The following is a 26,459-nucleotide window of genomic DNA, read 5'->3' on the forward strand; positions in this document are numbered from 1 at the left end:
GAGATAAAGGGTTAGTTACCCTTATTTATATTAGTGTTGGGGAGTAGGTAGCTCGCCAACTGGTAAGTCCATAGTGAAACCAAACCACTTTTGTTGTAATTCAGCTAACTTTCCACTTTTTTGTAACTTCTCGATGCCATCACTAAAAAATTGTACTAAAGAAGTTGAATCTGCATCCTTTCTGCCTACCCACCCATAGTAAGTTTCTGGGCCAAAAGCAGGTTGTACAATTTCAAATATATCAGGACGTTGTTTTACGATTGGTGCTAGGTTGGGTAAAGCTTGTGGCACAATATCAATGCGTCTTGATGCTAATGCTGCATAGGCTTCGTTGTAATCAGTAAAGTGTTTAATAGATTTGTAACCTTCTCCTTGCGGTAGCAATACTTCTTTTTCGAAGTTTTCAATCACTGTAAGTTGTGAAGATCCTGCTTGTGTACCGATACGCATACCACCCATATCTTCGGGTTTGGTAATGCGGTCATCGCCTTTACGTTTTAGAATAGCGATAGCGGCTGTAGAAATTGGGTAAGAGAAGGCATATTTATCCATACGCTTTTGGGTAATAGTGAGTGAAGTGGCAACAAAGTCATAACGTTTAGCACTTAACCCAGCCAAAATACCTTGAAAGGGCAAATCTAATTGGGTTAATTTAACTCCTGGTAAATCTTTTAATATCTCATCAAGAATGTCTTTTCCATAACCAACAATTTTACCATCTTCTAACATCTCAAATGGTGCGTAGCGGGCTTCAGTCGCAATGACTATCTCACCTTTTTGCTTAATATCATCAAGTAAGTCCGCTTGTGCTATTTGAGTGAAAGTAGCACACAGTAAACTCGCAGTGAGTAATGTTTTCTTTAACGGTAGTAGTAGAGTTTTCATAACGATTATCCTTGATCATTAAGTGAATTAAGAGCTAAGTGAGCGAACAGCTTGAGTATTATATTGCTTGAATAATGAGCTATCTGACAAACGATGATTTCTAATCACTATCCATAAGTATTTGTAATGCTATATTTTGGTGCGAATGATGCGCGCAAGAGGCGCTAAGGGAATGTTCTTCAAAAAACAAAGTGTTTAAAGCCTCCCGTGCCTAGTGTTATTTAAAGTCTTTAGCACCACCGCTTGAATTTGATTTTTATTATTCTTATGCATTGCTTTTTATGGCTTGGCGTAAAATTTGCTTTTACTATGTTGTCTGTCTGGATTTATGGAAAATGTGTAATAAGGGATTAACTTGGGGACTCGTTTACCGCCATTGGAAGCATTACGCTATTTTGAGTGTGCTGCCCGCCATTTAAATTTTACTGCTGCAGCGAAAGAGTTATGTGTTTCTCAAAGTGCGGTAAGCCAAAAAATAATATTACTGGAAGCGCATCTACAGTATAAGGTTTTTGACCGAAAACCACGGCAACTACATTTAACTGAAAATGGCGAAGAGTTATTTAAATCAATGCATCAGGCGTTAAATCAGATACGTGACACAGTCAATCATATTGAGTCTCATAAACAGGTCAGGCAGTTAGAAGTATACTCTATGCCTGCGTTTGCTAGCCGTTGGCTAATGCCTTGTATTCATGAGTTTTATGATGCTCATCCTAATATTGATTTGAATCTTGCTGCTAATTTTGCTGAGCCTATATATCGTAATGAAGAGGTGGATATTGGTATTTGCCATGGTAAATGCGATCAAACAGATATGCAGCAAGAGCTACTATTTAGAGATTATATTTACCCCGTTGCTAGTCCTGAATTATTAAAAAAGATCACGTTAAATACACCGGAAGATTTAAATAAAACCACTTTATTACATGATTCATTACCGAATGCTAAGTTTGGCACCTCTTGGTCGCGTTGGTTGTCAGAGCTAAATATTGAAGGGGTTAGTTGTAATAGTGGTTATAGTTTTAATCAAGTGGATTTGATTGTACAAGCTGCGTTAAATGGACAAGGTGTTGCATTAGGCCGTCATGCCTTAGTGGCGAAAGAGATTGAGAATGGTCGACTTGTGCCGTTATTTGGCCACTCAGTAGAGGATGGAGGTATTTATGTTATGTATCTGAAAAAGTTAGCAGATAGGCCGCAAGTCTCTGATTTTATAAGCTGGATAAAAGGGCAATCTGCCGCTTTTGAGCAACAGTTTAATGTTAATAAACTATTGCACCGTTCACGCTAGTGTCGTTTTCGGATGGTGTTAACATATACTTCTAGCTCTTCAATGTTTAATGGCTTTGATATGTAATAACCTTGAAAAAGATCACAACCATATTTAGATAAGATTTTTGCATGCTCTAATGTTTCAATTCCTTCTGCTAATACTCGCATATTCAAGTTTTTACCCATACTGATAATACTTTTTACCATCGCCTTATCCACGTTATTTTCAGTGATATGGTCTACGAAGCTTTTATCTATTTTTAGTTCATCAATTGGCGCTTCACGGAGCATGCTTAATGAAGAGTAGCCGGTACCAAAGTCATCAAGAGCAAGAGAGATTTGGTGTTGTTTCATTTTTTCAAATACTGGTAATAATACGTCCACGCTTTCTATAAACAGGCTTTCTGTGATTTCGATGGTTAACGGTAAGCTTTTATCTCCAAAGTCTTCGATACTTTGTGTTAATACATCAAAGAAGTTGAGCTGAATAAACTGCTTAACCGATACATTAATTGCTAATGAAAAACGTGTGTTTAATTTTTTTTGTAATGCAGTTATTTCATACATGGATTTATTTAAAATATATTGGCCAAGCTTAGGCATTAAACCTGTTTGCTCAGCAATTGGGATGAATACTTCTGGAGGGATAAAGCCAAGATCGCTACTTTGCCAACGCACTAATGCTTCGACACCACATAGTTTAGATTGGCTGTTTAATTGTGGCTGATAAGCAAGACTAATTTCATTATTTTCAATTGCATGGTGTAAGGCTTGTTCTATTTTTGCTTGCTTCAATAACTGTTGATGCACCTCTTGCGAGAAGAATATATATTGGTTTTTGGTACTTTTTGCCATCGCCATGCTGTTTTCGGCATAACTAATTAAGGTATCTAAACTTTTAGCATCATTAGGGTAACGAGTAATACCAATAGAGCTAGTAATATAAAAGGAGTTATTATTAATAGAGTAGGGTTTGGCCATATTACGTAAAAGTAGCTTGGCAAAGCCTCGGATCACATCTTCGTTATTATTTTCTAATAGTAAAACAAATTCATCACCACTGTAGCGTACTAAATTACCTGGGATAGTTCTCAGGCTCTCTTGTATTTTACGGCTCACCTCTTGCAATAAAATATCGCCATATTTGTGACCAAATGAATCATTTATATTTTTGAAGTTATCTAGGTCAATATATAAAAGTGAAAAGGGTTGTTGATGTCTTTTGAGTCGCCCCACTAACCTTCCTAATACCGTTCGATTAAAGCAGCCGGTTAAATCATCATGTTCGGTGATATAAGTGAGCGCGGTTAATTTACTTTTTTCAGTGTTTAATATCCATTTAAAGAGTAAGAAAGTGAGGGAGAGGAATAATAGATATAGCGCAAAATAATAGATGGCCGTATATAACAAAGGCTGGTTGATATCGCTCAATGGACGACTAGTATGCACCCAAAATTTATATTTACTGTCATAGCTTAAACTATGTAGTAGTGGAATATCACTGGGGGACATCATCACTTGTGCGACGGCATTATTCGCTCTTAATTTGTTAAAGCTGAGATTCTGTGCCTTTAGTGCCGTTTCCGTTTCTGTAATTTGCTCTTCAGTGAGTGGGTGGGCAAAGGTTGCATTGTATCTTTCTGGTGGCATTCCGGTATGTAAGAATTGATAAAAATTATGGTCGAGAGTCAACATGATGCTATTGCCAAAAGCTTGCGCATGTGACCATTTATTCTTTAAGTTATCTAAGATAATCGCTGATGCAATAAACCCTCTTACTTCACCGTTATTGTCCAGTAAGGTTTTGCGGATTGGAATAATCCATTTGTTAGTCACTGGCGATAGGATGGCACTGCTTATCATCAACCTGTCTTTTTCTAAGCTGCCGTGGAAACCATTATCGAAATAATCACTGGAGCGTGTTTTATATAAGCTGTCGGGGAGATTGTCGCTTTTAGCTAATAAGGTGCCATCAAGGTTAAAGATAACAAAGCCAATTAATAGTTCTGATTTTTGTAAAATCCGTTCTAGAATAAATTGATTAAAATGCTCGTCTTCAGTGAAGTCTTCATTGATCAAATCGAGCATAGTTTCATAGTGAGTAAGGATCCCATGAATATCTGATTTAACGATTTTAGTGACGTAGAATTGCTCATCTTGCCTTTTAGACAGTAGTTCATCATAACGCGCATTAATACTGGTGATCAGCAATAAACTACTGATAGCAATCAAGCAGTAATAGATTAACCAGGTGTTTTTATTTAACGAAAACATTTTCAATACAAGTACTCTTGTTTATCTTAATTTTATTGATAACAGAATAAAACTAAGAGAATAAATTCGTTTATATTGTTTTATACCGATTCCATCATTTAGCTGAGTGTTTTCCGCGTAAATTTATTAATCATAATCAATGAAATAGTTATTAGGCTAACGTAAATAGCCTGTTTTGTAAGATCAAATTATTAGTCTATTTCACATTATTAACAATAAAAAATAAGGTTTAATGAGCGATTGATTAAAAAAAGCGTGATATATAATGATGCAAATCAAACCATTACCCTTGATTAAAAAGGTAAATTACACTGCAATGTTATTTGTGATCGATGTAACAAACAGTTTGGTTTATAATGCGCTCGGTATTAAAGGAAAGCTCGATGATATTACACTGTAGAAGGGTGTAAATACTGAGCCTATAAACATGTAGACAGAAATAAGAATTCTATAGTTTTTAAAAATGAGAGGACACATCATGTCAGTAAAAAAAATGGTTGATCTAGATTTAGCCGGTAAACGAGTATTTATCCGTCAAGATCTTAATGTTCCAATTAAGGATGGCAAAGTTACATCTGATGCGCGTATTCGTGCTTCTATTCCAACAATTAAATTAGCACTAGAAAAAGGTGCTAAGTTGATGATCACGTCGCACTTAGGTCGTCCTACTGAAGGCGCTTCTGCAGAAGAAAATGCAGCGTTCTCTCTACAACCTGTTGTTGATTACTTAAATGAAGCTCTAGATGTACCTGTTCGCCTAGCAACTGACTACCTAAACGGTTTAGAAGTAAATGCTGGTGAAGTAGTAGTACTTGAAAACGTTCGCTTTAACAAAGGTGAAAAGAAAAACGACGAAACATTATCTAAGCAGTTAGCAGCATTATGTGATGTTTACGTAATGGATGCATTTGGTACAGCTCACCGTGCTCAATCTTCTACTAACGGTGCTGGTCTATTTGCTCCTGTAGCATGTGCTGGCCCACTTTTAGCTGCTGAATTAGAAGCACTAGGCAAAGCGATGGATAATCCAGCTCGCCCACTAGTTGCTATTGTTGGTGGTTCTAAAGTATCTACTAAATTAACTGTATTAGAGTCTCTATCTAAAATTGCTGACCAACTAGTTGTTGGTGGTGGTATTGCTAATACATTTATCGCAGCACAAGGTCACAATGTTGGTAAATCATTATATGAAGCAGATTTAGTTGATACAGCTAAAAAGCTAATGGTTGACTGTGCAATTCCTGTTGCAACTGATGTTGCATGTGCAAAAGCATTTGATGAAAATGCTGAAGCTGAAATTAAAAACGTTGCAGATGTACAAGATGACGACATGATCTTCGATCTAGGTCCTGAATCAACAGCAGCATTAGCAACTATCCTAAAAGAAGCAAAAACAATTCTTTGGAATGGTCCTGTTGGCGTATTTGAGTTTAAAAACTTTGAAGCAGGTACTGCAGGTATCTCTAAAGCAATCGCTGAATCAGACGCATTCTCTGTTGCTGGTGGCGGTGACACACTTGCTGCGATTGATAAATTTAATATCACAGCAGATGTATCTTACATCTCAACGGGTGGCGGTGCTTTCCTTGAGTTTGTTGAAGGTAAAGAGTTACCAGCTGTAGCAATGTTAGAGCTACGTGCCAACGATTAATCAAATGTTTATAGTGAGATCTTGATCTCGCTTTTTAATGCGTATTCTTTGTGCCATAATTGCCACATTAATACGCAGAATTAAACTTATTCAAATTACAAACAATAGATAGGATATATCTCATGACTAAGATTTTAGACGTTGTACAACCTGGTGTTATCACTGGTGATGATGTTCAAAAAGTTTTTGCAGTAGCAAAAGAACATAAATTTGCACTACCAGCGGTAAACGTTGTTGGTTCTGACTCAATCAATGCTGTACTTGAAGCTGCTGCTAAAGTTAAAGCACCAGTTGTAATCCAGTTCTCTAACGGCGGTGCTGTATTTAACGCTGGTAAAGGTCTTAAACTTGAAGGTCAAGAAGCTGCAATCTTAGGTGCTGTTTCTGGTGCTAAGCACGTTCACGCAATGGCTGCTGCTTACGGTGTTCCAGTTATTTTACATACTGACCATGCTGCTAAAAAATTACTACCATGGATTGACGGACTACTAGACGCTTCTGAAGCTCACTTCGCAGAAACTGGTAAGCCACTATTCTCTTCACACATGATCGATCTTTCTGAAGAGCCACTAGAAGAAAACATTGAAATCTGTGCTAAATACCTAGCTCGTATGGAAAAAATGGGTATGACGCTAGAAATCGAATTAGGTTGTACTGGTGGTGAAGAAGACGGTGTTGATAACTCTGATATGGATGAGTCTTTACTTTACACTCAACCATCTGAAGTTGATTACGCATACGTTGAACTATCAAAAATCAGCCCACGTTTTACTATCGCTGCTTCTTTCGGTAACGTACACGGTGTATACAAGCCAGGTAACGTTAAACTGACTCCAACAATCCTACGTGATTCACAAGCATACGTTTCTGAAAAGCACGGCATTGCTGCTGACGCACTAAACTTCGTATTCCACGGTGGTTCTGGTTCTTCTGAAGCAGAAATCCAAGAGTCTATCGGTTACGGTGTTATCAAAATGAACATCGATACAGATACACAGTGGGCATGTTGGGATGGCGTTCGTGTTTACGAAGCTGCTAACCGCGATTTCTTACAAGGTCAAATTGGTAACCCAACTGGTCCTGACGCACCTAACAAAAAATACTACGATCCACGTGTTTGGTTACGTGCAGGTCAAGCATCAATGGTAACTCGTCTAGAGAAAGCATTTGCTGACCTTAACGCTGTAGACGTACTATAATTTTACTGACTTTTCAGTAGAATAAAGAGCCAGCTTAATCGCTGGCTTTTTTATACCCAAAATTTAATCTCTCATTAAGTTTTTGATGCTTCATAGATTGGGGCTATCGTTGCTGCCAATGCAGCATTAAAGTCTGCATCAGGTTGCCCGTTATAAAGATTATCGGTTAATACACGAGAGAAGCTCGCTATCACACCTTTATTCTCCGTTAAACGACGGTTAGCTTCTACGATAGGGTAACCACCTGATAACGCCACTACTTTGACTACATTCGGGTGACTGATACAACTATCATAAAAGTTTGCAGACTCAGGTAATGAGATTTTCAGCATGACTAATTCATTAGCATCAAGTAAATCTAGCTGTTTTAATAATTGCTCTTTTAATAAGGCTTCAGCGGCTGCTTTTTCTGGGCTATTAATATCAACTTCTGGCTCGATTATGGGCACTAATCCTGCGGCACAGATTTGTTTAGCGACTTTAAATTGTTGTTCAACCAATGCTTCTATTCCTTCTGCATTAGCGAGTTTAATAACAGAACGCATTTTTGTACCAAACACATCTTTTGCTTTAGCTTTTTTTAATAACTCATCTAATCCAGGGATTGGTTTCATTAATTGCACGCCATTTGCTTCTGCTTCTAGCCCTTTGTCGACTTTAAGAAATGGCACTATGTTTTTTTCTTCCCATAAATATAATGATGAGGCTTTGCCTTCAATGTCACGATCTAATGTATTTTCAAATAAGATAGACCCTAATACTCGGTCACCTGTAAAAGAAGGGCTGGTGATAATGCGAGAGCGCATGGCATGGACCAAATCAAACATTTCTTGCTCACTAGTATACGCATCTTCATTTATGCCGTAAGTCTTAAGTGCAGTGGGCGTACTGCCCCCACTTTGATCAAGCGCGGCGATAAAGCCTAACTCTTCTTTAAATCTATTAAGCTGTTTTTCAAATATTTTCATAATTATCTCCAACAAGTTGAATAGTACATATCAACATACATTCCTTGCGTGTTAATACAAGTAATTCTCACTAACTTAATTTTTTGGTGGATAATTGACAATGATAAAATAATTTAAAATCAGCAAGTTAAATTACTGGATTAAGATTGAGTAATTAAAATATTTTCTTTTCTATTTTTGTAAAAAAAAGATGAACTTTCACGGTCTCAATGGGTCGATTAATTATTACTATATTCCTTTATTCTTAATTCGAGAGTCCCATGAAAAAATCAAATCTTGCGTTGTTGATCTGCCTACTTACCCCTTTTTCTTGGGCTAACGCTAATAGTTTACCTGCTCAGCCTCATATCTCCGTATCAGGTCAAGCAAAGTTAGAAGTGAAGCCTGATACCGTTAACATTAAGTTTCAGTCTATTGCTGTAGAAAATGATAGTGATAACGCTAAGCAAGTTGTTGATAAACAAGTTGATAATATATTAATTGCTTTAAAAGAGGGAGGGTTCTCTCAAGCGCTATTAAAACGTGCTGATATTCAAATTCGTCCTGAATTTGAATACATCGAAAAGCAGCGAACACAAATTGGCGTGAAAGCTATTCGTAACCTTAGTTATCAGTTAGATGATGTCACTAAAGTAAATCAGTTTTTACAGGTGTTAGTGAAAAGTGATATCTCTAATATTGGGCAAATTAACTACGCTTTAAAAGACCCAAAACAATGGCAAGAAAAAGCACGTAACTTAGCGGTGCAAGACTCAATTGATAAAGCTAAAGGGTTAGCGAATAACTATCAAGCAACGCTAGGGGATATCTTCTCTATCAACTACCAAGCTAGTAGTGCTCGTCCTGTTTTGATGCGAGCAATGGAAAGTGACCAAATACCTTCAAGTTACCAAAATAATCAAATTACTATTACAGACAGTGTTGATGCCGTGTTTTTATTAGAGCCTTAACAAGTAATGAGTTTTAACTGTTTATTGTCAGACTGGAAGTGAACTCGTTTAAGGCTGAGTGGTAAAAAAAGCGTCACCAAGTAAGCGATAAAAGGGGCGCTTTGTGTTTCAGATAAACTGGTTTCAATACTCAAATAGGTACTTAGCTTTTCTGGCGTTAAGTGTATAGTTAGGTAATCTTGCTGGCTAATTGCATTTAATGAATAACCTTTAGGTTTAAAGCTGAAATGATCAATCATAAAATCATTAAAAAATTCCGACAACCTTAACTTCTTCAAAATAGACGTTTTATCTATATGCTGGCTTTGTAAATTCTCTGCAAACTCGCCACGTAAGCCATGTAGCATATAAATACCCTGGGTGGAGATAGTTTGTGTTGATATTTCGCCAAACACAAAGAGATCACCTTGATAATCTTCCCTCCAGTGCAACTGCTGACCATTAAATTGCTTTTCTAGCAATAACCTATCTTGCTGAAAGTTTGTTGGCTGTAATTGCGGTTTAAGCGCTTGATGGCGTTGAAAGATAAGTGTCTTTATTTTCTCTTTACTCAATTGTTGCTGAATAAATAAAGCTGCTTTGACTAATTGCGTATTACCGCAGGTGATGAGTAGTAGTTTATCTTCCCATACAAACAAACTGGATTCAGATAATAGAAAGGCTGTAAGCTGTGTATTGTTGATACTAGAGATTATTTCAGCACCGGCATAAGAGACTAAATCATGCCAAAAACTTTGCTCAAACGTTAGAAGGTTGAGATCTTTAGTGCAAATGAATAATCGTTTTTCAGTACCTTCGTAAAACACTCAATAAACCTTATAACCAAAATAAATGATGAGCTTACCTGTTAGTTTGCCGTAAGGCTAAAATTTTATGTCGATATTTCAAAGAGAATGGTTATACCTAGCTGGTTAATTAACGGTTCTATTCAGGTGTAGGAAAAGTGAATGAAAGAAGCGTACTAGTTGCAGTAGCTAGTTATTCTAATGACAAAACCAAAATTTTTTTTAGCAAGCATCAATGAATAAATCATTATCGAAATTGCTATTTACAAGGAAAGCAAAATCAAAGAAAGCAGGATAAATCCAGCGCCAAGGTCAAAACATTGAATTTGGGTTATCAGTTATCTTAAGTAAGGAAACAAAAAACACAACTAAAAAATAGTTGTGGTTTGAACGGAGGTGCTTCGTCTCGCTGGTTTTTAAACAAAGTGTTAACCAAGGACATTTCGAGCAGATACAAAAAAGCCACAACTAAATGAGTAGTTGTGGCTTAAATGATGGTGCTTCGTCTCGGAATTGAACCAAGGACACGAGGATTTTCAATCCTCTGCTCTACCGACTGAGCTAACGAAGCAAAATTTTTATTTATTAACTATTTTAATAAATTTTAACATCTTACGATGCCTTGTAAATGGTGCCGACTACCGGAGTCGAACTGGTGACCTACTGATTACAAGTCAGTTGCTCTACCTACTGAGCTAAGTCGGCACATAAACCGTTCTGAGCTTTCGCTCTTTTTACTGATTGAAATTAATCTTTTCAGTAAAAACTAAATAATGGTGCTTCGTCTCGGAATTGAACCAAGGACACGAGGATTTTCAATCCTCTGCTCTACCGACTGAGCTAACGAAGCATACTGTTCTTTTTGCTTTTTAACTCTGTCTGAATCTAATCAACTGAGCTAACTAAGCAGGAACGAGGCGTATTAAATAGACTTTAGTGTGTATCGTCAACCTATTTTTACAGTTTTATTAACATTTTAGTGTGTTTGCTCGTGCTTTGAACGTTAAGTGCTCTAATTGTGAACACTCAACCTTGTTGGATTAATCTTTAGGTGTAAAGCCTTCGATCTCCACATCTTTTTCTTCAAACAAAAATCCTAGCATTGCTTCTTGGATCAGAGCACGATCTTCCGCTTGCATTAGATTTAATTTTTTCTCATTAATTAGCATAGTTTGCTTATGTTGCCATATAGCCCATGCCTCTTGACTGATATTGTCGTAAATACGTTTGCCAACTTCACCTGGAATTAATTGATACGCTAAACCAGGCGCTTCTTTTTTCAAATAGGTACAGAATACAGTACGAGACATCATTTATTCCTTGTGCGTTATTTTATTAACGGTATTTAATATTTTTTTAGTTGCTGCCGCTAATCCCACTTTTTGTGGATGTTGTAAGTTATACCAAAGTTGGCCAGTTTGTTCCATGACTTGCTGACTTTCTTGCTTACCAAACTCCACTAGTATTGGCGAAATATCAAAGTGATAATGACTAAATGTATGACGGAAAGTCGGTAACTCAGTGGCATTGTATTCGGTAATACCGATATCAGATAAACTGGCTAATGCCGACTCATTATCGGTGAATTCAGGGAAACACCATAATCCACCCCAAATGCCGGTTGGTGGACGTTGTATTAATTGAATACCTTGTTGCTTGTCTTTTAACACCAACATCACAGCCGTTCTTACTGGAATCTTCTTTTTGGCTTTTGGTGTTGGGTAATCAGTCATGCAATTATCTGCTAACGCTAAACAATCGTCAGATACAGGACACTCTTCACATTTAGGTTTGCTGCGTGTGCAAATCATTGCCCCCATATCCATCATGGCTTGGTTGAAAATGTTAGTGTTTTTCTTGGGAGTCACTTTATCTGCTAATGCCCAAAGTTGATTTTCAACTTTCTTTTCACCAGTCCAACCTTCAATTTTTTGATGGCGCGTTAAGACACGCTTTACGTTACCATCAAGAATAGGGAAGTGTTTATTCAAGGTCAGTGATAACACCGCACCTGCAGTCGAACGGCCAATGCCCGGTAGCGCTAATACATCATCAAACTGTTCAGGGAATTCACCATTGAACTGATCTCTGACGATTTGTGCTGCCTTATGTAAGTTACGAGCACGGGCGTAATAACCTAATCCAGTCCAGTGATGTAATACTTCATCAATAGGTGCATTCGCCAAATAGGAAATAGAAGGAAATGAGCGCATAAATTTAGTAAAATAGGGGATTACAGTCGCTACTTGCGTCTGTTGTAACATAACTTCACTGACCCAAGTCTTATATAAACTCTTATCTATTTGCCAAGGTAAGGTTTTACGGCCATGTTGTTGGTGCCAATCATTGATTCTTTGGCTAAAATGCAACTCACTCACTAGAAACTCTTCAATAATAAAAAAGAGCGCTAGTCTAGCAGAGTTGCACAATTAATATAACATTGCATAATGCACGGCTAATTAGACCAAGACCAAAAACTGAAAGGTAAGAAAATGACAGAGCATGACCAGTCTGCGACAGATAATGGAACAGAAGAAAACAACATTGAAAACACGAAAGAAAAGTATATTCGTAAAATTCGTTCTTTTGTTAAACGTGAAGGGCGCATGACTAAACGTCAACAAACTGCTATTGATGACTTATGGCCAACTATGGGTGTAGATTACCAAGAAAAACAGATCGACTTTACAGCGCTATTTGGTAATGCCAACCCTGTTGTTTTAGAAATCGGTTTTGGTATGGGTAAGTCATTGATTGAAATGGCTAAAAATGCACCAGAGAAAAACTTTTTAGGTATTGAAGTGCATGGTCCTGGTGTTGGTGCATGTTTAGCTGATGCCGGTGAAGCAGGCGTGACTAATTTACGCGTAATGAACCATGATGCCGTTGAAGTATTAGAGTTTATGATCCCTGATCAAAGCTTATCTACTTTCCAATTATACTTCCCAGATCCTTGGCATAAAGCGCGTCATCATAAACGTCGTATCGTGCAACCTGCCTTCATTGAAAACATGCGTCCTAAATTAGCGATTGGTGGTGTTATCCACATGGCGACAGATTGGGAAAACTACGCAGAGCACATGTTAGAAGTTTTACAAGCTGCGACAGATTTTAAAAATATCAGTACTGAAGGTGATTATGCTCCACGTCCAGATTGGCGTCCACTGACTAAATTTGAATCTCGTGGTCATCGTTTAGGCCATGGGGTATGGGATTTATTGTTTGAGCGTATTAGCTAAATAACATCTTAGAGTGATTTAAAGCTTAGCGATAAGTTGACAAAGAAAGCGAGTATTGTTCATTATCAATACTCGCTTTTTTTATTGATATTTTTAGGTGGTTAGACTGTTCATGAATAACAATATTGAAAACCCGTTAATTTGGCCGTTGTTAACCTTAATTGAAGCCGCTGAAGAAAACTGTCAGATTCACCACCTAGCCACAGAGCTGCAAAAAAATGGATTACTGGAAGAACTAGATAAGGACCCCAATAAAGACTTATTTAAAAGAAACTTCTTGTTGATGAATGCCTTATATCAACTACAAACAATGCTATTGCCTTTACAATGGCTACAAGTTGAAGCGATGAACATTCAACTATTTGAGCATCCACCTACTAACATTGAGGTGGCTCTTGAACAGACATCTGCATTACGCAGTTACTATTTAGATTGGCAGTATTTTGAAACAGACTCAGATGAAATAGAAGTGATGCTGACAGGCTTTTGGGATCGTTATCATCAGACCATTAGCCCTGCGATAAATACGATTGATAAAGCGAATGCGTTACATGTCTTCGAGTTAGATACACAAGCCTCACCACAACAGATACGCCAACAATGGCGACGACTAGCACTGAAACTGCACCCAGATAGACCAACAGGGGATAAAGATAAATTCCTGAAAGCTTGCGAAGCGTGGCAAGTGTTAAAAGCATAGCCGACCAGTAATTATTTTATCTTTTGGGAACACATTATAGAGCTGGACATTATAGCCTGAAGGTAATGACTTCATCATTCATTTCAATTTACATATTTTTATAGAAAAATGTATATCCCTTTTTAACTAAAAACTATTCGTAAAATTTTTCTAAATTAAGTTTTTCAACTGATTGATTTTTATGTGTTATTGCTTATTTGTAATGCATTGTAATGGTTATTTAACGGTTTTTTCTTAAAGGATAAGTGGGTAATTACCAATATATAGCTATAATTAGGTATTTACAGTTTAATAAGTGAGCTTGTTAAACTGTTTTTAGAACCGTAAATGCTTGTTCTTATTAGCAATGCTATTTTGTAAATACAAAGTAAGTTGTGAAATTAATAAATTAACGAGATAACCTGCATTTTACAGGCTAATATTGCCTTTAAACATTACATGGACAGAGCGAACACAACTATGACGTTAACCACTAAAATTTCAGCATTTGTAATGAGTATCACCAGCTTAACCCTAGGCTTATCAACACCATCATTTGCCGCTGATGAATATGAGAGTTATTCATTACGATTTTCCACAGAAGTAGAGGGCACGGTCGATAGTGATACTCTTTCATTAACACCAACCACTTATATTGTTGGTGGCGATGATGCGCAACGAGAGTACCCTTGGATGGTGGCTTTATATAGTTCAGGTAACTTTATTTGTGGCGGCGTACTAATTAGTTCTAATTGGGTTGCAACAGCTGCGCATTGTGTTTACGACACTGATGATAGTGATGGCAATGCCACTGCTTTGGATGCTGCGGATTTTAGCGCAATCATCGGCGGCACAACACATTACTCAACAACCAATGCAGCAGAGGGAAGTGGTGTCTCTGCTTATGAATTTAGTGATGTAATAATTCAACCTAACTACGATGATGATAGTATTGATTATGATATTGCATTACTAAAACTAGACTCTGCTTATTATCAACCTGGTCCGGCATTACCGTTAGCGAGTCAATTTAGTGCTATAGAAGAAGGCGATATATTGACCGTAATAGGTTACGGAAAAATGTCAGGGGATGAGGATGCTACTCCAGAAGAATTTATCCCAACAACGCTTCAAGAAGCAGAATTACCGTTTATCCCTACTAATCAATGTCAGTGGGCAAGTTCAATGACTGATAATATGTTTTGTGCAGGTTATACAGCTGATGACGATATAGATATTGATAGCTGCTCTGGAGATAGTGGTGGCCCTGTATTTGCTGACCTTGATGGGCAGTTAACTTTAGTCGGATTAGTTAGTTGGGGAGCTACGTCTTGTTCTGACTCTCCCGCTGTTTACACTAACGTGAGTAATTTACGAACTTGGATTCTAGAGAATATTGACGGTATACAGGTAGTCGAAGAGGGAGTAGCAATCTACGATGCTGATAGTGAGACCTATGCTTCTGGTTTATTGAGTGTTTATCAATATGGTGACGATTTAGAAACTTACTCGGATATTGGTGAATTAACTTTCAATGACGATAGCTACAGCGATACCATTACTCTTAGCGATGCCTGCAGTGATACTTTCTTATATTCTACTGAAGAGTATATTTCAAGTTGTGAAATCGAGTTCGATTTGAATGATGCTATCACTACCGATAGTGTATTTACCGCAGAATTATTAGTTAATGATGATAGTGACGCGGATGTAGCTGATACTGTGGATGAAGTAGCAGATGATTCATCGGACACCACTGAAGATGAAACAGAGACTTCTGATGAGGTGATCGTTACTTCATCGGATACAACAGAAACGACAACAAGTTCAAGCAGCTCTAGTGGTGGTAGCCTTGGTTTTATCGCACTGTCTGTACTTACTTTAATCGCTATTAGACGTCGATATACTGCCTCTTTAGTTAATTAGTTTTAGACTTAGCTAAGAAGCTAATAAAAAAAGCCATCACCTTGTTGATGGCTTTTTTGTCTCAAATTTATCTGTTATTTACTTAACTTTATTTATTGTGAGTTAGTGAATACTTGTAAAAGTAGCAATCAAAACGTCACTTTTTAGTAATCTATTTGTAATACATTATTTATAGCATCCCTGTTATCAATTATGACACAGGGAAAGTTTTACTATGGAAAATGTACAAGCAGTGCTGCCTAACAGAGGCGAATCAGAAAACTCTAATAATTATGTGCAATGGATAACCGTTGCATTTTTAGTCTATTTACTTATTTGTGCCGTTGGCATCATTGGCAGTGGGTTTAAAATGTCAGTGGGTGCCCATGCAAAGGAATTATTTGCTTTTGCGAGTAACCCTTTTGCTGGCTTAGTGGTTGGTATTGTTGCGACCGCTTTAATTCAATCTTCTTCAACGGTGACTTCTATTATAGTGGGCTTAGTAGCAGGTGGTTTACCTGTTGAACTTGCTGTGCCTATGGTGATGGGAGCAAACGTTGGAACCTCTATTACTAATACGATTGTTTCACTTGGTCATGTTCGTGCGAAAGAAGAGTTTAAGCGTGCATTTTCTGCTGCAACAGTTCATGACTTCTTTAATTTATTATCAGTGGTTATTTTCTTGCCACTAGAGATCGCTTTTGGCTTTTTAGAGCAAATGGGCGGCTGGTTAGCAAGCTTGTTTTATGGTGCAGGTGATACCTCAATTAAAGGCTTTAACTTTGTTAAAGCAGCCACTGCTCCAGTTGTTGATTCATTTAAAAGTGTAGGTAGTTCATTAGGTGATCAAGTTGGTGGTGTGTCGTTAATTATTGTCGGAATTTTATTAATTTTTGTGGCAATTACTTTAGTTGGTAAGTTACTTAAAAAGCTAATGGTAGGTAAAGCAAAGGGCATTATGCATACTGCTATTGGACGTGGTCCGATTTCAGGTATTACGTCTGGCACATTGGTCACTATTTTAGTGCAGTCATCTTCGACAACTACCTCATTAATGATTCCTCTCGCTGGTTCAGGTGCCTTTAAATTAAAAGATATTTATCCATTCACTCTGGGGGCGAACATTGGTACCTGTGTTACCGCGGTATTAGCTGCTACTGCCGTTACTGGTAATGCTCAAGCGGCTTTGCAAATTGCCTTTATTCATTTGGTATATAACATTTTAGGGGTGTTGGTCATTTACGGTATTCCAGCACTACGTAATTTACCAGTTAAAGCCGCTGAAGCATTAGGTCAAACAGCAGCAGAAAACAAGTTTGCAGCTTTGGGTTATATCCTAGGTGTGTTCTTTGTTGTCCCTGCGGTGTGTTTAACAGTGACTAGTATTGTTTAATCTATTTTAGTTATTGGCGATTAAGAAAAAGTATTATTGAGGAAAGTCAGATGAGTAATTTACAAGTGTTAACCACTGAAAGATTAAATAAATTGATTAATGAAACACAAGCAACATTAATTGAATTAAAAGCGGAAGTGGAACGTCGTGAGCTTTTAAAGCAAGAACATGAAATTAATGATTTAGACCATCATATGATGAGTGCAGAATTAAATCTGACGGGCATTAAAAATTTCATCAGTTATTTATTAGAGCAGTCTAAAAAGAAACCTTAATAGCAATGAGTTGTGTATATTAAAAAGCGAACCATTTGGTTCGCTTTTTACGTTTATTAACCTTTAGTTTATTGTGCTTTTAAATCGATGTTATAAACGGCAAATCCTAAGCTATCTGGTTCAATTCGTTTGGTTAATGTACGCAGTGCATTGTCAGCGATGAAGCGATCCGCTAGCGCACTGTCTTGTGTTTCAAAGCGAATATCTAAGGTTGTATCCGTTTTAATATCAAGAAAGTCCCAGTTATTATCTGCAGATGGATCAACTGCGCCATTGTTGTTGGTTTCTGCGCTAATGTAAGCAGATAGTACATCACGATTAGTATCAGGTTGTTCCATGACGACATACTCAGCGCCTGTACCTGCAAATTTACCACCGAATGCTCGGTAGTTATTGGTGGCAATAATAAAGTCTTGTTTCATTAATGCATTGCCCGTTAACGTTTTACCTTGGTCATCTGTATAGGCTAGATCAACGATACGTTGAGCATCAGGGTTAATGACAGAACAATCACCATTAAATTTACTTGGTTGGGTTACATCGACTTTATAGTTGACGCCATCAATCACATCAAAGTTATAAGTACGGTGATCCTGCCAATTAATCAGATATTGTGGCTCAGTTGAAGTGCTATCAATTTGATTAAACTGATTCACACTGCATTCCAACCAATCTTTTAATTGTTCACCTGTTATTTTTAATGCAACTACCGTATTTGGGTAAAGATATAAATCCGCCGCATTTTTGTAGGTCAAATTACCCTTAGGCACTTCCACGTATGCATCAACATCTGATGCCGTGCTATGGCGCCCACCGGCTTTAAAGGGAGCCGCTGCGGACAAAATAGGTAGCCCCTTTAAGGCACTATTATCTGAAGCTGCTACTTGATCTTTCATGTAGCGCAATTGTGCATCAGAGACTATTTGCACTGTTGGGTCATCTTGCACTAAGGTCAAAAAGCTATACATATTACTGTTCGCTTTACCGATAGGTGCATTTACGAAGTCTAAAGTGCCTTTATGGTCTTCAGCAACGGCATCATAAATTCTTTTATCTGCTTCTACTAACGCAACTTTACTACCTTGTTTGTTACGTTTAAATATTTGGCGAGACTCAGATTTAGCATCATTAATAATCCAATGATTATCATGGTAGGTTAAGTCAAAGTCTATTACGCCTAAGTTATCGCCCCATCGGCCTGGCATCACCGCAGGAATGCCGTTAATTAAGCCTTTTTCAATATTAACATTAGGGATCTCTGCAAACTGTTGGCTAGGAAAAACTGAATGACTATGACCAAACATAATCGCATCAATTCCTGCGACAGTGGTCAGTGCATAGGTTGCGTTTTCTGCATGAACATCATTTGGGTTTTCACTGGATCCTATGCCTGAGTGGGGTATCGCAATAATAATATCAGCACCTGCTGCTTTCATTGCAGGAATAAATTTTTGTGCTGTTTCTACAATGCCTTTTACTGTGACTTTGCCGTTTAGGTTTTGTTTGTCCCATTGCAGAATTTGTGGAGGTACAAAGCCGATATAACCAATATTAATAGTGCGTTTTACACCTTCATTATCAATGATATCAGTTGTTTTAATTAGGTAAGGTGTAAATAGGTTATCGCCTTCTTTTTTATCTTCCCAACAGTCTGACTGGCAATATACATTGGCATTAATGTAAGGGAAGTTCGCACCGTTTATCGCTTTTTCAAGGAAGCGTAAACCATAATTAAATTCATGATTACCTATATTACCGACTTCATAATCTAATAGGTTCATTGCTTTATAGCTAGGGTGGAGAGTGAACTCGCGTCCTTGTTTAAATTCGCTAGCAATATAATCACCCATTGGGCTACCTTGTAGTAAATCACCATTATCGACTAATAAAGTATTCTCAACTTCGTTTCGTGCCATATTAATCAAGCTAGCCGTTCTAGCTAGACCAATGGTGATATCTTGTTTACTTTTATAGTAATCATAATCCATCACATTGGCATGAATGTCTGAGGTTTCAAGAACACGTAATGTTGCTGAATAACTGTCATTGTTGTCATTACAGCCTGTGATAATCAAAGTTGATGAGATAAGCGTTGCGAGGAGCGTTTTTTTCACAGAATATTCCTTTTCAATTTAATGCAGGGGTAAGAAAGCATAAAGTAAATTATTTATCTTACTGTGCTATTAAATGCCCATCAATCTGAAATTGAAAGACATTTTTTCTAGAGGTTAATAAGCAACACACATTGGAGTATTAGCAATCGGGTCGGGAACCACTTTAGCGGCGAGGGAGAAGACATCCTGTAATAATTGCTCTGTAAATACGACTTCTGGTTCGCCTTCCACAACGACTTCGCCTTGCTTCATGACTACTAAGTGATCGCAGTAACGACAGGCTTGGTTAAGGTCGTGTAGTACGACAATCACGGTTTTCCCCTTGGCTTTCATCGCTTGCATTAATTTCATCAACTCAATTTGATGTGATAAATCTAAATAAGTAGTGGGCTCATCTAACATGACCACTTCGGTATCTTGTGCGAGCACCATGGCAATCCAAGCTCGTTGTCTCTGACCGCCTGAAAGTGAGCTAGCTGTCTGAGTTGCAAACTCACTGACTTGGGTTTCGAACATCGCTTGCGCTACGATTTGTTTATCTAGGCTACTTAACTTTCCCCAGTGAGAAATATAAGGAGAGCGGCCATATTCCACTAAGCGCTGTACAGTGACACCTTCTGGCGTGGTCAGTATTTGTGGTAATAATGACAGTTGTTGTGCTAATTGTTTGTCAGCAAACGTTTGTAAAGGTTGGTTGTTGAGTAACACTTGTCCTGCATTGGCTTTATTAATACGTGCTAATGCTTTTAAAAGCGTAGATTTTCCACAGCCATTGGGACCGATTAAGGCGGTAATTTTTCCCTTGGGCAAGGTTAAATTAAGATCTTTGATAATAGTTTTGTCACCATAGGATACTGTGAGATTTTCCGTTGATATCATTACCAAGCCTTATAACGTTGTAATAAAAAAATGAAATAGGGAGCGCCAATTAATGATGTTAATACACCAGCAGGTAGTTCCAATGGTGGCTGTAAACCTCTTGCTAATGTATCTGCAATAATTAACATCAAAGCACCTAATAAAGCAGAGGCAGGGATCAGGTATTTATGATCATGCCCAAACAACATACGCGCAAGATGGGGAGCCAATAATCCAATAAAAGCAATCGTTCCTGCTACTGCAACACTAATGCTGGCTAAGATCACTGCCGTTAATAATGCAATTAATTGTAATCTAGATGGACGAATACCTAAGGACGTTGCACAGTCTTCACCGAGTCCCATTACATCTAATCGCCATGCTAACCAGAAGGCAAAAGGCAGAACAATGGCAAGTGTCGCCCAAATAATAGGTACTTGCGTCCAGTTTCTTCCCCATAAACTACCCGTTAACCAGACCATCGCAGTATTCATCTCAACAGGGTTAACGATAATTAAAAAATCGATGCCACTGGATAAGAAAGTACTAATGGCAATACCGATTAACGCTAGTCTGATCGGTGTTGGCTTAGTTTTATAGGCGATCAATAAAATAATTGCTGCGGCGATTAAGCCACCTGATAAAGCGGTTAATAATAATAGATAAACCGGTGCCGCAGCATAAAAGACCAATAAGGCGGTAGCGGCTAATCCTGCACCTGCACTAATTCCCATTAAATCAGGGGAAGCTAAAGGGTTACGAATAACACCTTGAATCAGAGAACCAGATAAACCTAACCCTGCACCAACACCAATTGCCAATAATAGTCGAGGTAAACGGTATTGATTAACAATGAAATCATATTCGCCACTATGCAGTAGAGTGTCTATGATTTGTTGTCCAGAAAGTGTTGAAGCACCAATAAACAAACTGCCAACACTAATCAGTAATAAAATAAGCAACAGTGAAGTGAGCGTTAAACGACTCATAGGGCTTTATTCCTAATACTGAGAAATACGAAGAAAGGCGCACCAATTAATGCCGTGATCACACCAACTGGTGTTTCAGCGGGAAAGGCAATGCCACGTGATAAAGCATCTGCCCAAACTATTAAACAACTGCCTAATAATGCACTAACAGGTAACAATAAAAGATAGTTATTGCACACTAATCGTCTTGCAATATGCGGCACGATTAACCCCACAAAACCAATTGGTCCAACGACAGAAACGCTGGAAGCGGTTAACAAAATAATTGCGATACAAGATAAAAAGCGAGTGAAGGCGATATTAATGCCCAAACTCGTCGCTACCTCATTACCTAGTGCAAGTAGGTTAAGATTTTTAGCGACATAAATAGCAATGGCTAAACCAACTAGACTGCTTGGCCATAACAACTGCCATTGTTGCCAATCCATACTTGCTAAAGAACCGGATAACCAGGTGATCACGCTATACGCTCTATCATCGGCTAAGATGATTGCTGCGCGAGTGATCCCAATTAATAAAGCATTAATCGCGATCCCGGCCAAAATTAATTTTAATGGGTTACTACGAGCAGAGAAAAAACCGCCTAGAAAAATCACTAACGCACCGCTGATCAAACCGCCAACTGATGCTGATACTAAACTCGATACCTCTCCTAAAACATTAATACCAATACTGGCTAGTGCCATAAAGCAAGCTGCGCCAGAGTTAATGCCTAATATAGAGGGAGAAGCAAGAGGGTTGCGTGTTAAGCCCTGCATCAGCACTCCGGCTACCGCTAAATTGCTACCAATTAATATCGCAACTAATAATCTTGGGATACGCGTGGTTGCTAATATTTGCTGCTCAATACTCTGACTATCGAAATTAAATAAATAAGCTGAGATATGTGACAGGTCAAGCGGGAAGCTAGACCAAGCAATAAGAGAACAAGCAAAGCTAAATAAGAGCAAAGTAAATGCGCAAACAAAGAGCAAAATATATCGAATAGAGAGGGGCATAATATTTTGAAATACCTAAGTGAAGGAAGAAGCTACCTTGTTTATTCGCTTAGGCCTTACAACAAAAGTCATATCACCTGTTAGATGTCGAAGATTCTATTTTAAAGAGTAATAACAATCAATATCAAATAAAAGGATTAACTTAGTCAAAACGACTTTTTGCTCTTGTTAATGATATAGATTATCAATATTATTCGCATATAGATTCAAACACCACTGGAATGAGTGAGTTGAACCAAAAAATTGTATGCAGAAGGCCTTAAACGGATTTTCTATCACCTAAACTACAAAATGAGCAATCGACAATGAAATTTGTTATTAATCCTGTGACGCACAGTCTCGCCCTAATTTTGGGATTAACCTCTTACGTATCCGCTGAAGAAACGACTACAGAACTTGAAACAATGGTCGTTGTTGGTAAACAAAACTCTTATTTAAACCCAGAAGTAAGCACTGCCACTAAGAGTAATGTAGACCCTAAAGATACACCGCTGACGGTCAATGTTATCAACCAACAGTTTTTACAGGATATCCGTGCGGAATCATTGTCTGATGCTTACGGTTATACAACTGGGTTAAGTCAATCAGGTACAAATGCCGATAGTTTTAGCTTACGTGGTATTGATACTGACCTTAATAACATTCAAGTGAATGGTTTACCGGGTTTAGCTTCTCGTTTTGGCTCTCCAACAACGGCTAATGTTGAACGTGTAGAAATTTTAAAAGGCCCTGCTTCTATCATGTACGGGCAAGTGCAACCGGGTGGTTTGATGAACATCATCACTAAAAAACCACAAGAGGAAGCATCATTTAGTTTTGATATTTCAGGTAATAGCTATAGTACTGGCGTCAGTGAATTTGGTGATGACAATAGCTTTACAGGATCGATAGATGCAACAGGCCCGTTAACGGATGATAAAAAATGGTTATATCGTTTTATAGTAAGTGCTGAAGATAATAATTCATATCGTGATGATGTTGATTCTCAAAACTATTACTTTTTCCCAACGCTAACTTACCGCCCTGATACAGAAACAGAAGTGACATTTGGTTTAGAGTTACAAACTGAACAACGTGTTCCAGATGATGGTTTAGTCGTGTTAGATAACGATATCAATCAAATTGCTAAAATAGATACACATTATCAATCTGCTGATGATAATGGTGAAGATAAAGGTTTGGTGGCTTTTGCTACTTTTAATACCATGGTCACTGATGACTTTGATATTACAGTTGATTGGCGAAGTGTGTGGCATGAAGATACTCGTGAATACTACAGAACAACTTCAGTTGATAATACTACTGATACTGTTAGCTTAGTTGACCGTGAGAATGATAATAAACGTCAATATCACTTTATTGATACTAGAACCACTGGCAGTTTGTGGTGGGGTGACGTTGAGCACCAGTTATTAGCTGGCTTAAGTTTTGGCTATGAACAAAAAGATTTTGATCGTTTAACTTATGATGATGCTCGTACTGTAGATTTCTCTAATCCAACAGATTTAACTGGGCATGAAGGCGATTCGAGTGTTAACCATCGTATTACAGACTACATGAACTACGCAGCTTATCTACAAGATACAATTTATTTAAATGAGACTTGGACATTAATGACTGGTATTCGATATGCCCGTCAAGATGCTGATTTTGAAAGAGTAGATAGAGGGACAACTGATTCAAGCTCGAGTGATGCTTTTGTTTCTCAAGCTGGTGTGGTTTATCACTTATCTGAAGCAACTTCATTATATGCTAGTTACGGTGAAAGCTTTAACCCAAATAGTATCGAAGACACTGATGCTAACGGTGACCATTTCGACCCTGAAAAAGGTCGTCAATATGAAGTGGGTACCAAGACTGATCTATTTAATAACAAAGCAAACTTATCTATCGCTTACTTTGATATTAAAAAAACCAATGTGGTTGAAGAGAACCTAACAACCGGTGAAGATGAGTTGTTAGGTGGCGTTAAGAGCACGGGTGTTGAAGTAGAGCTGTTAATGATGCCGATAGAGAACTGGCAGGTGAAACTAGGTTACGCTTACGTTGATGCTAGAGTGTCAGATAACCCTGATGATAATATTGAAGGCAACCGTACTGCTGCGAGTGCTCTGCATGATGCTTATGTGTGGACTAAGTATAACTTCCCGTACAAAATTGCTGACGGTATCGTAGGGACTACATTAGGGGCAAATTACGAGGGTTCTCGTTACACTGATGAAGACTCAACAGACCGCGTTAAACTACCAGGTTATACAACTGTTGATATTGGTCTTCATTATGAAATTGAGCATTACCGCGCATCATTAAATATTGAAAACTTATTTAATGAAATCTATTACTACGGTGGTTCTGGTGATACTAATATTTACGCCGGTGATCCACGTAATCTCACCTTCAGCTTATCAGGTAAATTCTAACTGTGTTTAAGTTTGTTTATCAGCGCCTTCTCGGCGCTTTAATACTGCTTTGTACTGCATTGTCAGTACAGGCAAGCATTGAAGTAGAGCATGAGCTGGGTACGTTAACTTTACAACAAGCGCCTAAACGTATCGTGGTATTAGAGTATTCATTTATTGATGCACTTGCTTCAATTGGTATTTCACCTGTTGGTGTTGCAGATGATCTAGACCCACAAAGAATCATTCCTGCTGTACGTGAGTTACTTGATCCATGGACTTCGGTCGGCATGCGTTCTCAGCCTAGCCTAGAGGTGATTGCACGCCTTAAACCTGATTTGATTATTGGTGATATATACCGTCATCGTGTCAGTTATGAAGATCTTTCTCAAATAGCCCCTACCATGTTGCTAAAAAGCCGTGGAGAAAGTTACTTAGATGCACTTGAAGCCGCTAAAGTGATTGGTAAAGCGGTTGGTAAAGAGTCAGAAATGTTAGCGCGTATTAGCCAACATAAACAGTTAATGAATAGTTATCGTGAACGCTTTAAGAGTGACGAAACGATTCAATTTACGACAGTTAATGAACGTGGCATGTGGATGCATGGACCGCTGTCTTTTACTGGTAGCTTGTTTAGTTATCTTGGTTTGAAATCAGCATTACCTGATTTGCAGGATAATCATTTAATACAAGCTAACTTAGAAGTGTTGTTACGTGTTAATCCAGACTGGTTATTCTATGTAAGGAGCAAGCCCGTCACAGTGTTGGAAAGCTGGGAAAATAATCCATTATTTAAATTACTTAAAATAAGTAAAACAGGACAAATGGTGCAGGTGTCTTCAGCACTTTGGTCTCTCAACCGTGGCATGCTAGCCGCAGAAGGCATTGCCAAAGAATTGGATGAAGCCTTAAATAACTAACCGTTTAACTCAACCAAAAAACTAAACTATTTTGCCGCACAAAATAGTTTAGTTTTATCCTCTTCATGTGAGCGATTTACTTTGTTCATAACTCATCTAACTTAATTAACTTCTTTTATTTATATCGTTTTTCTAGCTTTGATCTAGGTCATTAGAATAGTAAAAAGGTCTGTAATCTTGCAGTAATGTGCTGGTGGTATCAGGTTCACTTTATCTTTAGTACTAATATTATAAAGCGATATCTTGATGAAGGAGGTTACCCATGAGTTACCGTCATATTTTAGTTACTGTAGATTTTGAAGAAGACAACCAATTAGTTATCGATAAAGGCATTAACTTGGCTAAATCACTCGATGCTAAGCTTTCACTGGTTCATGTTAATCAACTATTGGGAGAGTATGGTTTTACAGGTTTAATGGATTTAAGCCTCGCAGGATTAGCCGCCTACCCGGACTTGGAAGAACTTACCCAACAATTAAAGACACTAGCCTCTGAACTTGATTATGATATTGCCCACACGTATGTGGTTAATGGCGATATCAGTCATAGCTTAGAAACGCCTGTGAAAGAGGCGGGTATTGATTTAATTATTTGCGGGCACCACCATGATTTTTGGAGCAGGGTTAGTCCAACAGTCGGAGGGCTTGTTAATACGTCTTCTGTGGATTTATTGATTGTGGCACTGATTGATAAATAAAGCGTT

22 protein-coding genes and 3 tRNA genes are annotated in these 26,459 nt (G+C 38.0%); 12 read left to right on the top strand and 13 right to left on the bottom strand.

Annotated elements, in window-relative coordinates; genetic code table 11:
• Window positions 1–30: 30 nt before the first annotated feature.
• A complete protein-coding gene (locus tag AC0L3W_RS15575; RefSeq protein WP_290041373.1) occupies window positions 31–885 on the bottom strand; it encodes a transporter substrate-binding domain-containing protein in 855 nt (284 codons plus the stop codon).
• A 355-nt stretch (window positions 886–1,240) separates the two neighbouring features.
• Here AC0L3W_RS15575 and AC0L3W_RS15580 point away from each other — a divergent pair, with 355 nt between their 5' ends.
• A complete protein-coding gene (locus tag AC0L3W_RS15580) occupies window positions 1,241–2,179 on the top strand; it encodes a LysR substrate-binding domain-containing protein (protein WP_409440105.1) in 939 nt (312 codons plus the stop codon).
• Here AC0L3W_RS15580 and AC0L3W_RS15585 read toward each other — a convergent pair.
• Window positions 2,176–4,434 (bottom strand): bifunctional diguanylate cyclase/phosphodiesterase, encoded by a 2,259-nt coding sequence (locus AC0L3W_RS15585; RefSeq protein WP_409440394.1) that lies wholly within the window; start codon window positions 4,432–4,434, stop codon window positions 2,176–2,178. The two genes, AC0L3W_RS15580 and AC0L3W_RS15585, sit on opposite strands and share 4 nt — an antisense overlap.
• A gap of 478 nt (window positions 4,435–4,912) precedes the next feature.
• Here AC0L3W_RS15585 and AC0L3W_RS15590 point away from each other — a divergent pair, with 478 nt between their 5' ends.
• Window positions 4,913–6,085, top strand: a complete 1,173-nt coding sequence (locus AC0L3W_RS15590) for a phosphoglycerate kinase (protein ID WP_290041370.1) — start codon at window positions 4,913–4,915, stop codon at window positions 6,083–6,085.
• Window positions 6,086–6,207: 122 nt separating this feature from the next.
• A complete protein-coding gene (gene fbaA, locus AC0L3W_RS15595) occupies window positions 6,208–7,284 on the top strand; it encodes a class II fructose-bisphosphate aldolase (RefSeq protein WP_290041368.1) in 1,077 nt (358 codons plus the stop codon).
• A gap of 74 nt (window positions 7,285–7,358) precedes the next feature.
• On the opposite strand, the gene AC0L3W_RS15600 is transcribed toward fbaA, so the two are convergent.
• Complete coding sequence (locus AC0L3W_RS15600) at window positions 7,359–8,252, bottom strand: fructose bisphosphate aldolase (RefSeq protein ID WP_409440104.1); 894 nt, start codon at window positions 8,250–8,252, stop codon at window positions 7,359–7,361.
• A 260-nt stretch (window positions 8,253–8,512) separates the two neighbouring features.
• Here AC0L3W_RS15600 and AC0L3W_RS15605 point away from each other — a divergent pair, with 260 nt between their 5' ends.
• Complete coding sequence (locus AC0L3W_RS15605) at window positions 8,513–9,202, top strand: SIMPL domain-containing protein (protein WP_290041365.1); 690 nt, start codon at window positions 8,513–8,515, stop codon at window positions 9,200–9,202.
• On the opposite strand, the gene AC0L3W_RS15610 is transcribed toward AC0L3W_RS15605, so the two are convergent.
• From AC0L3W_RS15610 to mutY, 6 genes are all read right to left on the bottom strand, one after another.
• A complete protein-coding gene (locus AC0L3W_RS15610) occupies window positions 9,199–10,008 on the bottom strand; it encodes an S-adenosylmethionine decarboxylase (protein WP_409440103.1) in 810 nt (269 codons plus the stop codon). The genes AC0L3W_RS15605 and AC0L3W_RS15610 overlap by 4 nt on opposite strands.
• 474 nt (window positions 10,009–10,482) lie before the next feature.
• Window positions 10,483–10,558, bottom strand: a tRNA-Phe gene (locus AC0L3W_RS15615).
• A gap of 58 nt (window positions 10,559–10,616) precedes the next feature.
• Window positions 10,617–10,692, bottom strand: a tRNA-Thr gene (locus tag AC0L3W_RS15620).
• Window positions 10,693–10,761: 69 nt separating this feature from the next.
• Window positions 10,762–10,837: transfer RNA gene (locus AC0L3W_RS15625), tRNA-Phe, on the bottom strand.
• A 190-nt stretch (window positions 10,838–11,027) separates the two neighbouring features.
• Window positions 11,028–11,297, bottom strand: a complete 270-nt coding sequence (locus AC0L3W_RS15630; protein WP_113820556.1) for an oxidative damage protection protein — start codon at window positions 11,295–11,297, stop codon at window positions 11,028–11,030.
• A gap of 3 nt (window positions 11,298–11,300) precedes the next feature.
• Window positions 11,301–12,365: an A/G-specific adenine glycosylase gene (gene mutY, locus AC0L3W_RS15635; protein ID WP_409440102.1), complete on the bottom strand. Its 1,065-nt coding sequence runs from the start codon at window positions 12,363–12,365 to the stop codon at window positions 11,301–11,303.
• Window positions 12,366–12,479: 114 nt separating this feature from the next.
• On the opposite strand from mutY, the gene trmB reads away from it, so the two are divergent.
• From trmB to AC0L3W_RS15660, 5 genes are all read left to right on the top strand, one after another.
• On the top strand, window positions 12,480–13,226 hold the full coding sequence (gene trmB, locus AC0L3W_RS15640) for a tRNA (guanosine(46)-N7)-methyltransferase TrmB (RefSeq protein ID WP_290038819.1): 747 nt from the start codon (window positions 12,480–12,482) through the stop codon (window positions 13,224–13,226).
• A gap of 112 nt (window positions 13,227–13,338) precedes the next feature.
• Complete coding sequence (locus AC0L3W_RS15645; protein WP_290038820.1) at window positions 13,339–13,926, top strand: DNA-J related domain-containing protein; 588 nt, start codon at window positions 13,339–13,341, stop codon at window positions 13,924–13,926.
• A 459-nt stretch (window positions 13,927–14,385) separates the two neighbouring features.
• Window positions 14,386–15,831, top strand: coding sequence for a S1 family peptidase (locus AC0L3W_RS15650; protein WP_409440101.1), 1,446 nt, complete (start codon window positions 14,386–14,388; stop codon window positions 15,829–15,831).
• A gap of 214 nt (window positions 15,832–16,045) precedes the next feature.
• Window positions 16,046–17,203 carry a Na/Pi symporter gene (locus AC0L3W_RS15655; protein ID WP_290038822.1) on the top strand — a complete coding sequence of 386 codons (1,158 nt, stop codon included), beginning with the start codon at window positions 16,046–16,048 and terminating at the stop codon, window positions 17,201–17,203.
• A gap of 50 nt (window positions 17,204–17,253) precedes the next feature.
• The gene (locus AC0L3W_RS15660; protein WP_409440100.1) at window positions 17,254–17,478 is read left to right on the top strand and encodes a hypothetical protein; all 225 of its coding nucleotides are present in this window, start codon (window positions 17,254–17,256) and stop codon (window positions 17,476–17,478) included.
• A gap of 68 nt (window positions 17,479–17,546) precedes the next feature.
• Here AC0L3W_RS15660 and AC0L3W_RS15665 read toward each other — a convergent pair whose 3' ends face one another.
• The 4 genes from AC0L3W_RS15665 to AC0L3W_RS15680 all read right to left on the bottom strand — a co-directional run bounded on the left by AC0L3W_RS15665 (window position 17,547) and on the right by AC0L3W_RS15680 (window position 22,437).
• Window positions 17,547–19,592, bottom strand: a complete 2,046-nt coding sequence (locus AC0L3W_RS15665; RefSeq protein WP_409440099.1) for a bifunctional 2',3'-cyclic-nucleotide 2'-phosphodiesterase/3'-nucleotidase — start codon at window positions 19,590–19,592, stop codon at window positions 17,547–17,549.
• A gap of 114 nt (window positions 19,593–19,706) precedes the next feature.
• On the bottom strand, window positions 19,707–20,471 hold the full coding sequence (gene fecE / locus AC0L3W_RS15670; RefSeq protein ID WP_409440098.1) for a Fe(3+) dicitrate ABC transporter ATP-binding protein FecE: 765 nt from the start codon (window positions 20,469–20,471) through the stop codon (window positions 19,707–19,709).
• Window positions 20,471–21,439 carry a FecCD family ABC transporter permease gene (locus AC0L3W_RS15675; RefSeq protein ID WP_290038826.1) on the bottom strand — a complete coding sequence of 323 codons (969 nt, stop codon included), beginning with the start codon at window positions 21,437–21,439 and terminating at the stop codon, window positions 20,471–20,473. The genes fecE and AC0L3W_RS15675 overlap by 1 nt, the downstream gene beginning before the upstream one ends.
• Window positions 21,436–22,437: a FecCD family ABC transporter permease gene (locus AC0L3W_RS15680; RefSeq protein WP_473573821.1), complete on the bottom strand. Its 1,002-nt coding sequence runs from the start codon at window positions 22,435–22,437 to the stop codon at window positions 21,436–21,438. The genes AC0L3W_RS15675 and AC0L3W_RS15680 overlap by 4 nt, the downstream gene beginning before the upstream one ends.
• A 305-nt stretch (window positions 22,438–22,742) precedes the next feature.
• On the opposite strand from AC0L3W_RS15680, the gene AC0L3W_RS15685 reads away from it, so the two are divergent.
• The 3 genes from AC0L3W_RS15685 (at window position 22,743) to AC0L3W_RS15695 (ending at window position 26,453) form a co-directional block, all read left to right on the top strand.
• On the top strand, window positions 22,743–24,857 hold the full coding sequence (locus AC0L3W_RS15685) for a TonB-dependent siderophore receptor (RefSeq protein WP_409440096.1): 2,115 nt from the start codon (window positions 22,743–22,745) through the stop codon (window positions 24,855–24,857).
• 2 nt (window positions 24,858–24,859) lie between these two features.
• Window positions 24,860–25,756 (top strand): Fe(3+) dicitrate ABC transporter substrate-binding protein, encoded by an 897-nt coding sequence (locus AC0L3W_RS15690; protein WP_290038829.1) that lies wholly within the window; start codon window positions 24,860–24,862, stop codon window positions 25,754–25,756.
• Window positions 25,757–26,018: 262 nt separating this feature from the next.
• Window positions 26,019–26,453 (top strand): universal stress protein, encoded by a 435-nt coding sequence (locus tag AC0L3W_RS15695; protein ID WP_409440095.1) that lies wholly within the window; start codon window positions 26,019–26,021, stop codon window positions 26,451–26,453.
• Window positions 26,454–26,459 lie beyond the last annotated feature (6 nt).

The sequence above is a fragment of the Psychromonas sp. KJ10-5 genome (genome assembly GCF_055808325.1).

What these genes read in the sequence shown, in the direction of transcription:
- AC0L3W_RS15675 (WP_290038826.1), bottom strand. Translation starts at nt 21,439, where the DNA reads ATGAGTCGTTTAACGCTCACTTCACTGTTGCTTATTTTATTACTGATT.
- trmB (WP_290038819.1), top strand. Translation starts at nt 12,480, where the DNA reads ATGACAGAGCATGACCAGTCTGCGACAGATAATGGAACAGAAGAAAAC.
- AC0L3W_RS15695 (WP_409440095.1), top strand. Translation starts at nt 26,019, where the DNA reads ATGAGTTACCGTCATATTTTAGTTACTGTAGATTTTGAAGAAGACAAC.
- AC0L3W_RS15590 (WP_290041370.1), top strand. Translation starts at nt 4,913, where the DNA reads ATGTCAGTAAAAAAAATGGTTGATCTAGATTTAGCCGGTAAACGAGTA.
- fbaA (WP_290041368.1), top strand. Translation starts at nt 6,208, where the DNA reads ATGACTAAGATTTTAGACGTTGTACAACCTGGTGTTATCACTGGTGAT.
- AC0L3W_RS15645 (WP_290038820.1), top strand. Translation starts at nt 13,339, where the DNA reads ATGAATAACAATATTGAAAACCCGTTAATTTGGCCGTTGTTAACCTTA.
- AC0L3W_RS15585 (WP_409440394.1), bottom strand. Translation starts at nt 4,434, where the DNA reads ATGTTTTCGTTAAATAAAAACACCTGGTTAATCTATTACTGCTTGATT.
- AC0L3W_RS15575 (WP_290041373.1), bottom strand. Translation starts at nt 885, where the DNA reads ATGAAAACTCTACTACTACCGTTAAAGAAAACATTACTCACTGCGAGT.
- AC0L3W_RS15660 (WP_409440100.1), top strand. Translation starts at nt 17,254, where the DNA reads ATGAGTAATTTACAAGTGTTAACCACTGAAAGATTAAATAAATTGATT.
- AC0L3W_RS15685 (WP_409440096.1), top strand. Translation starts at nt 22,743, where the DNA reads ATGAAATTTGTTATTAATCCTGTGACGCACAGTCTCGCCCTAATTTTG.
- AC0L3W_RS15650 (WP_409440101.1), top strand. Translation starts at nt 14,386, where the DNA reads ATGACGTTAACCACTAAAATTTCAGCATTTGTAATGAGTATCACCAGC.
- AC0L3W_RS15600 (WP_409440104.1), bottom strand. Translation starts at nt 8,252, where the DNA reads ATGAAAATATTTGAAAAACAGCTTAATAGATTTAAAGAAGAGTTAGGC.
- AC0L3W_RS15680 (WP_473573821.1), bottom strand. Translation starts at nt 22,437, where the DNA reads ATGCCCCTCTCTATTCGATATATTTTGCTCTTTGTTTGCGCATTTACT.
- fecE (WP_409440098.1), bottom strand. Translation starts at nt 20,471, where the DNA reads ATGATATCAACGGAAAATCTCACAGTATCCTATGGTGACAAAACTATT.
- AC0L3W_RS15630 (WP_113820556.1), bottom strand. Translation starts at nt 11,297, where the DNA reads ATGTCTCGTACTGTATTCTGTACCTATTTGAAAAAAGAAGCGCCTGGT.
- AC0L3W_RS15605 (WP_290041365.1), top strand. Translation starts at nt 8,513, where the DNA reads ATGAAAAAATCAAATCTTGCGTTGTTGATCTGCCTACTTACCCCTTTT.
- AC0L3W_RS15655 (WP_290038822.1), top strand. Translation starts at nt 16,046, where the DNA reads ATGGAAAATGTACAAGCAGTGCTGCCTAACAGAGGCGAATCAGAAAAC.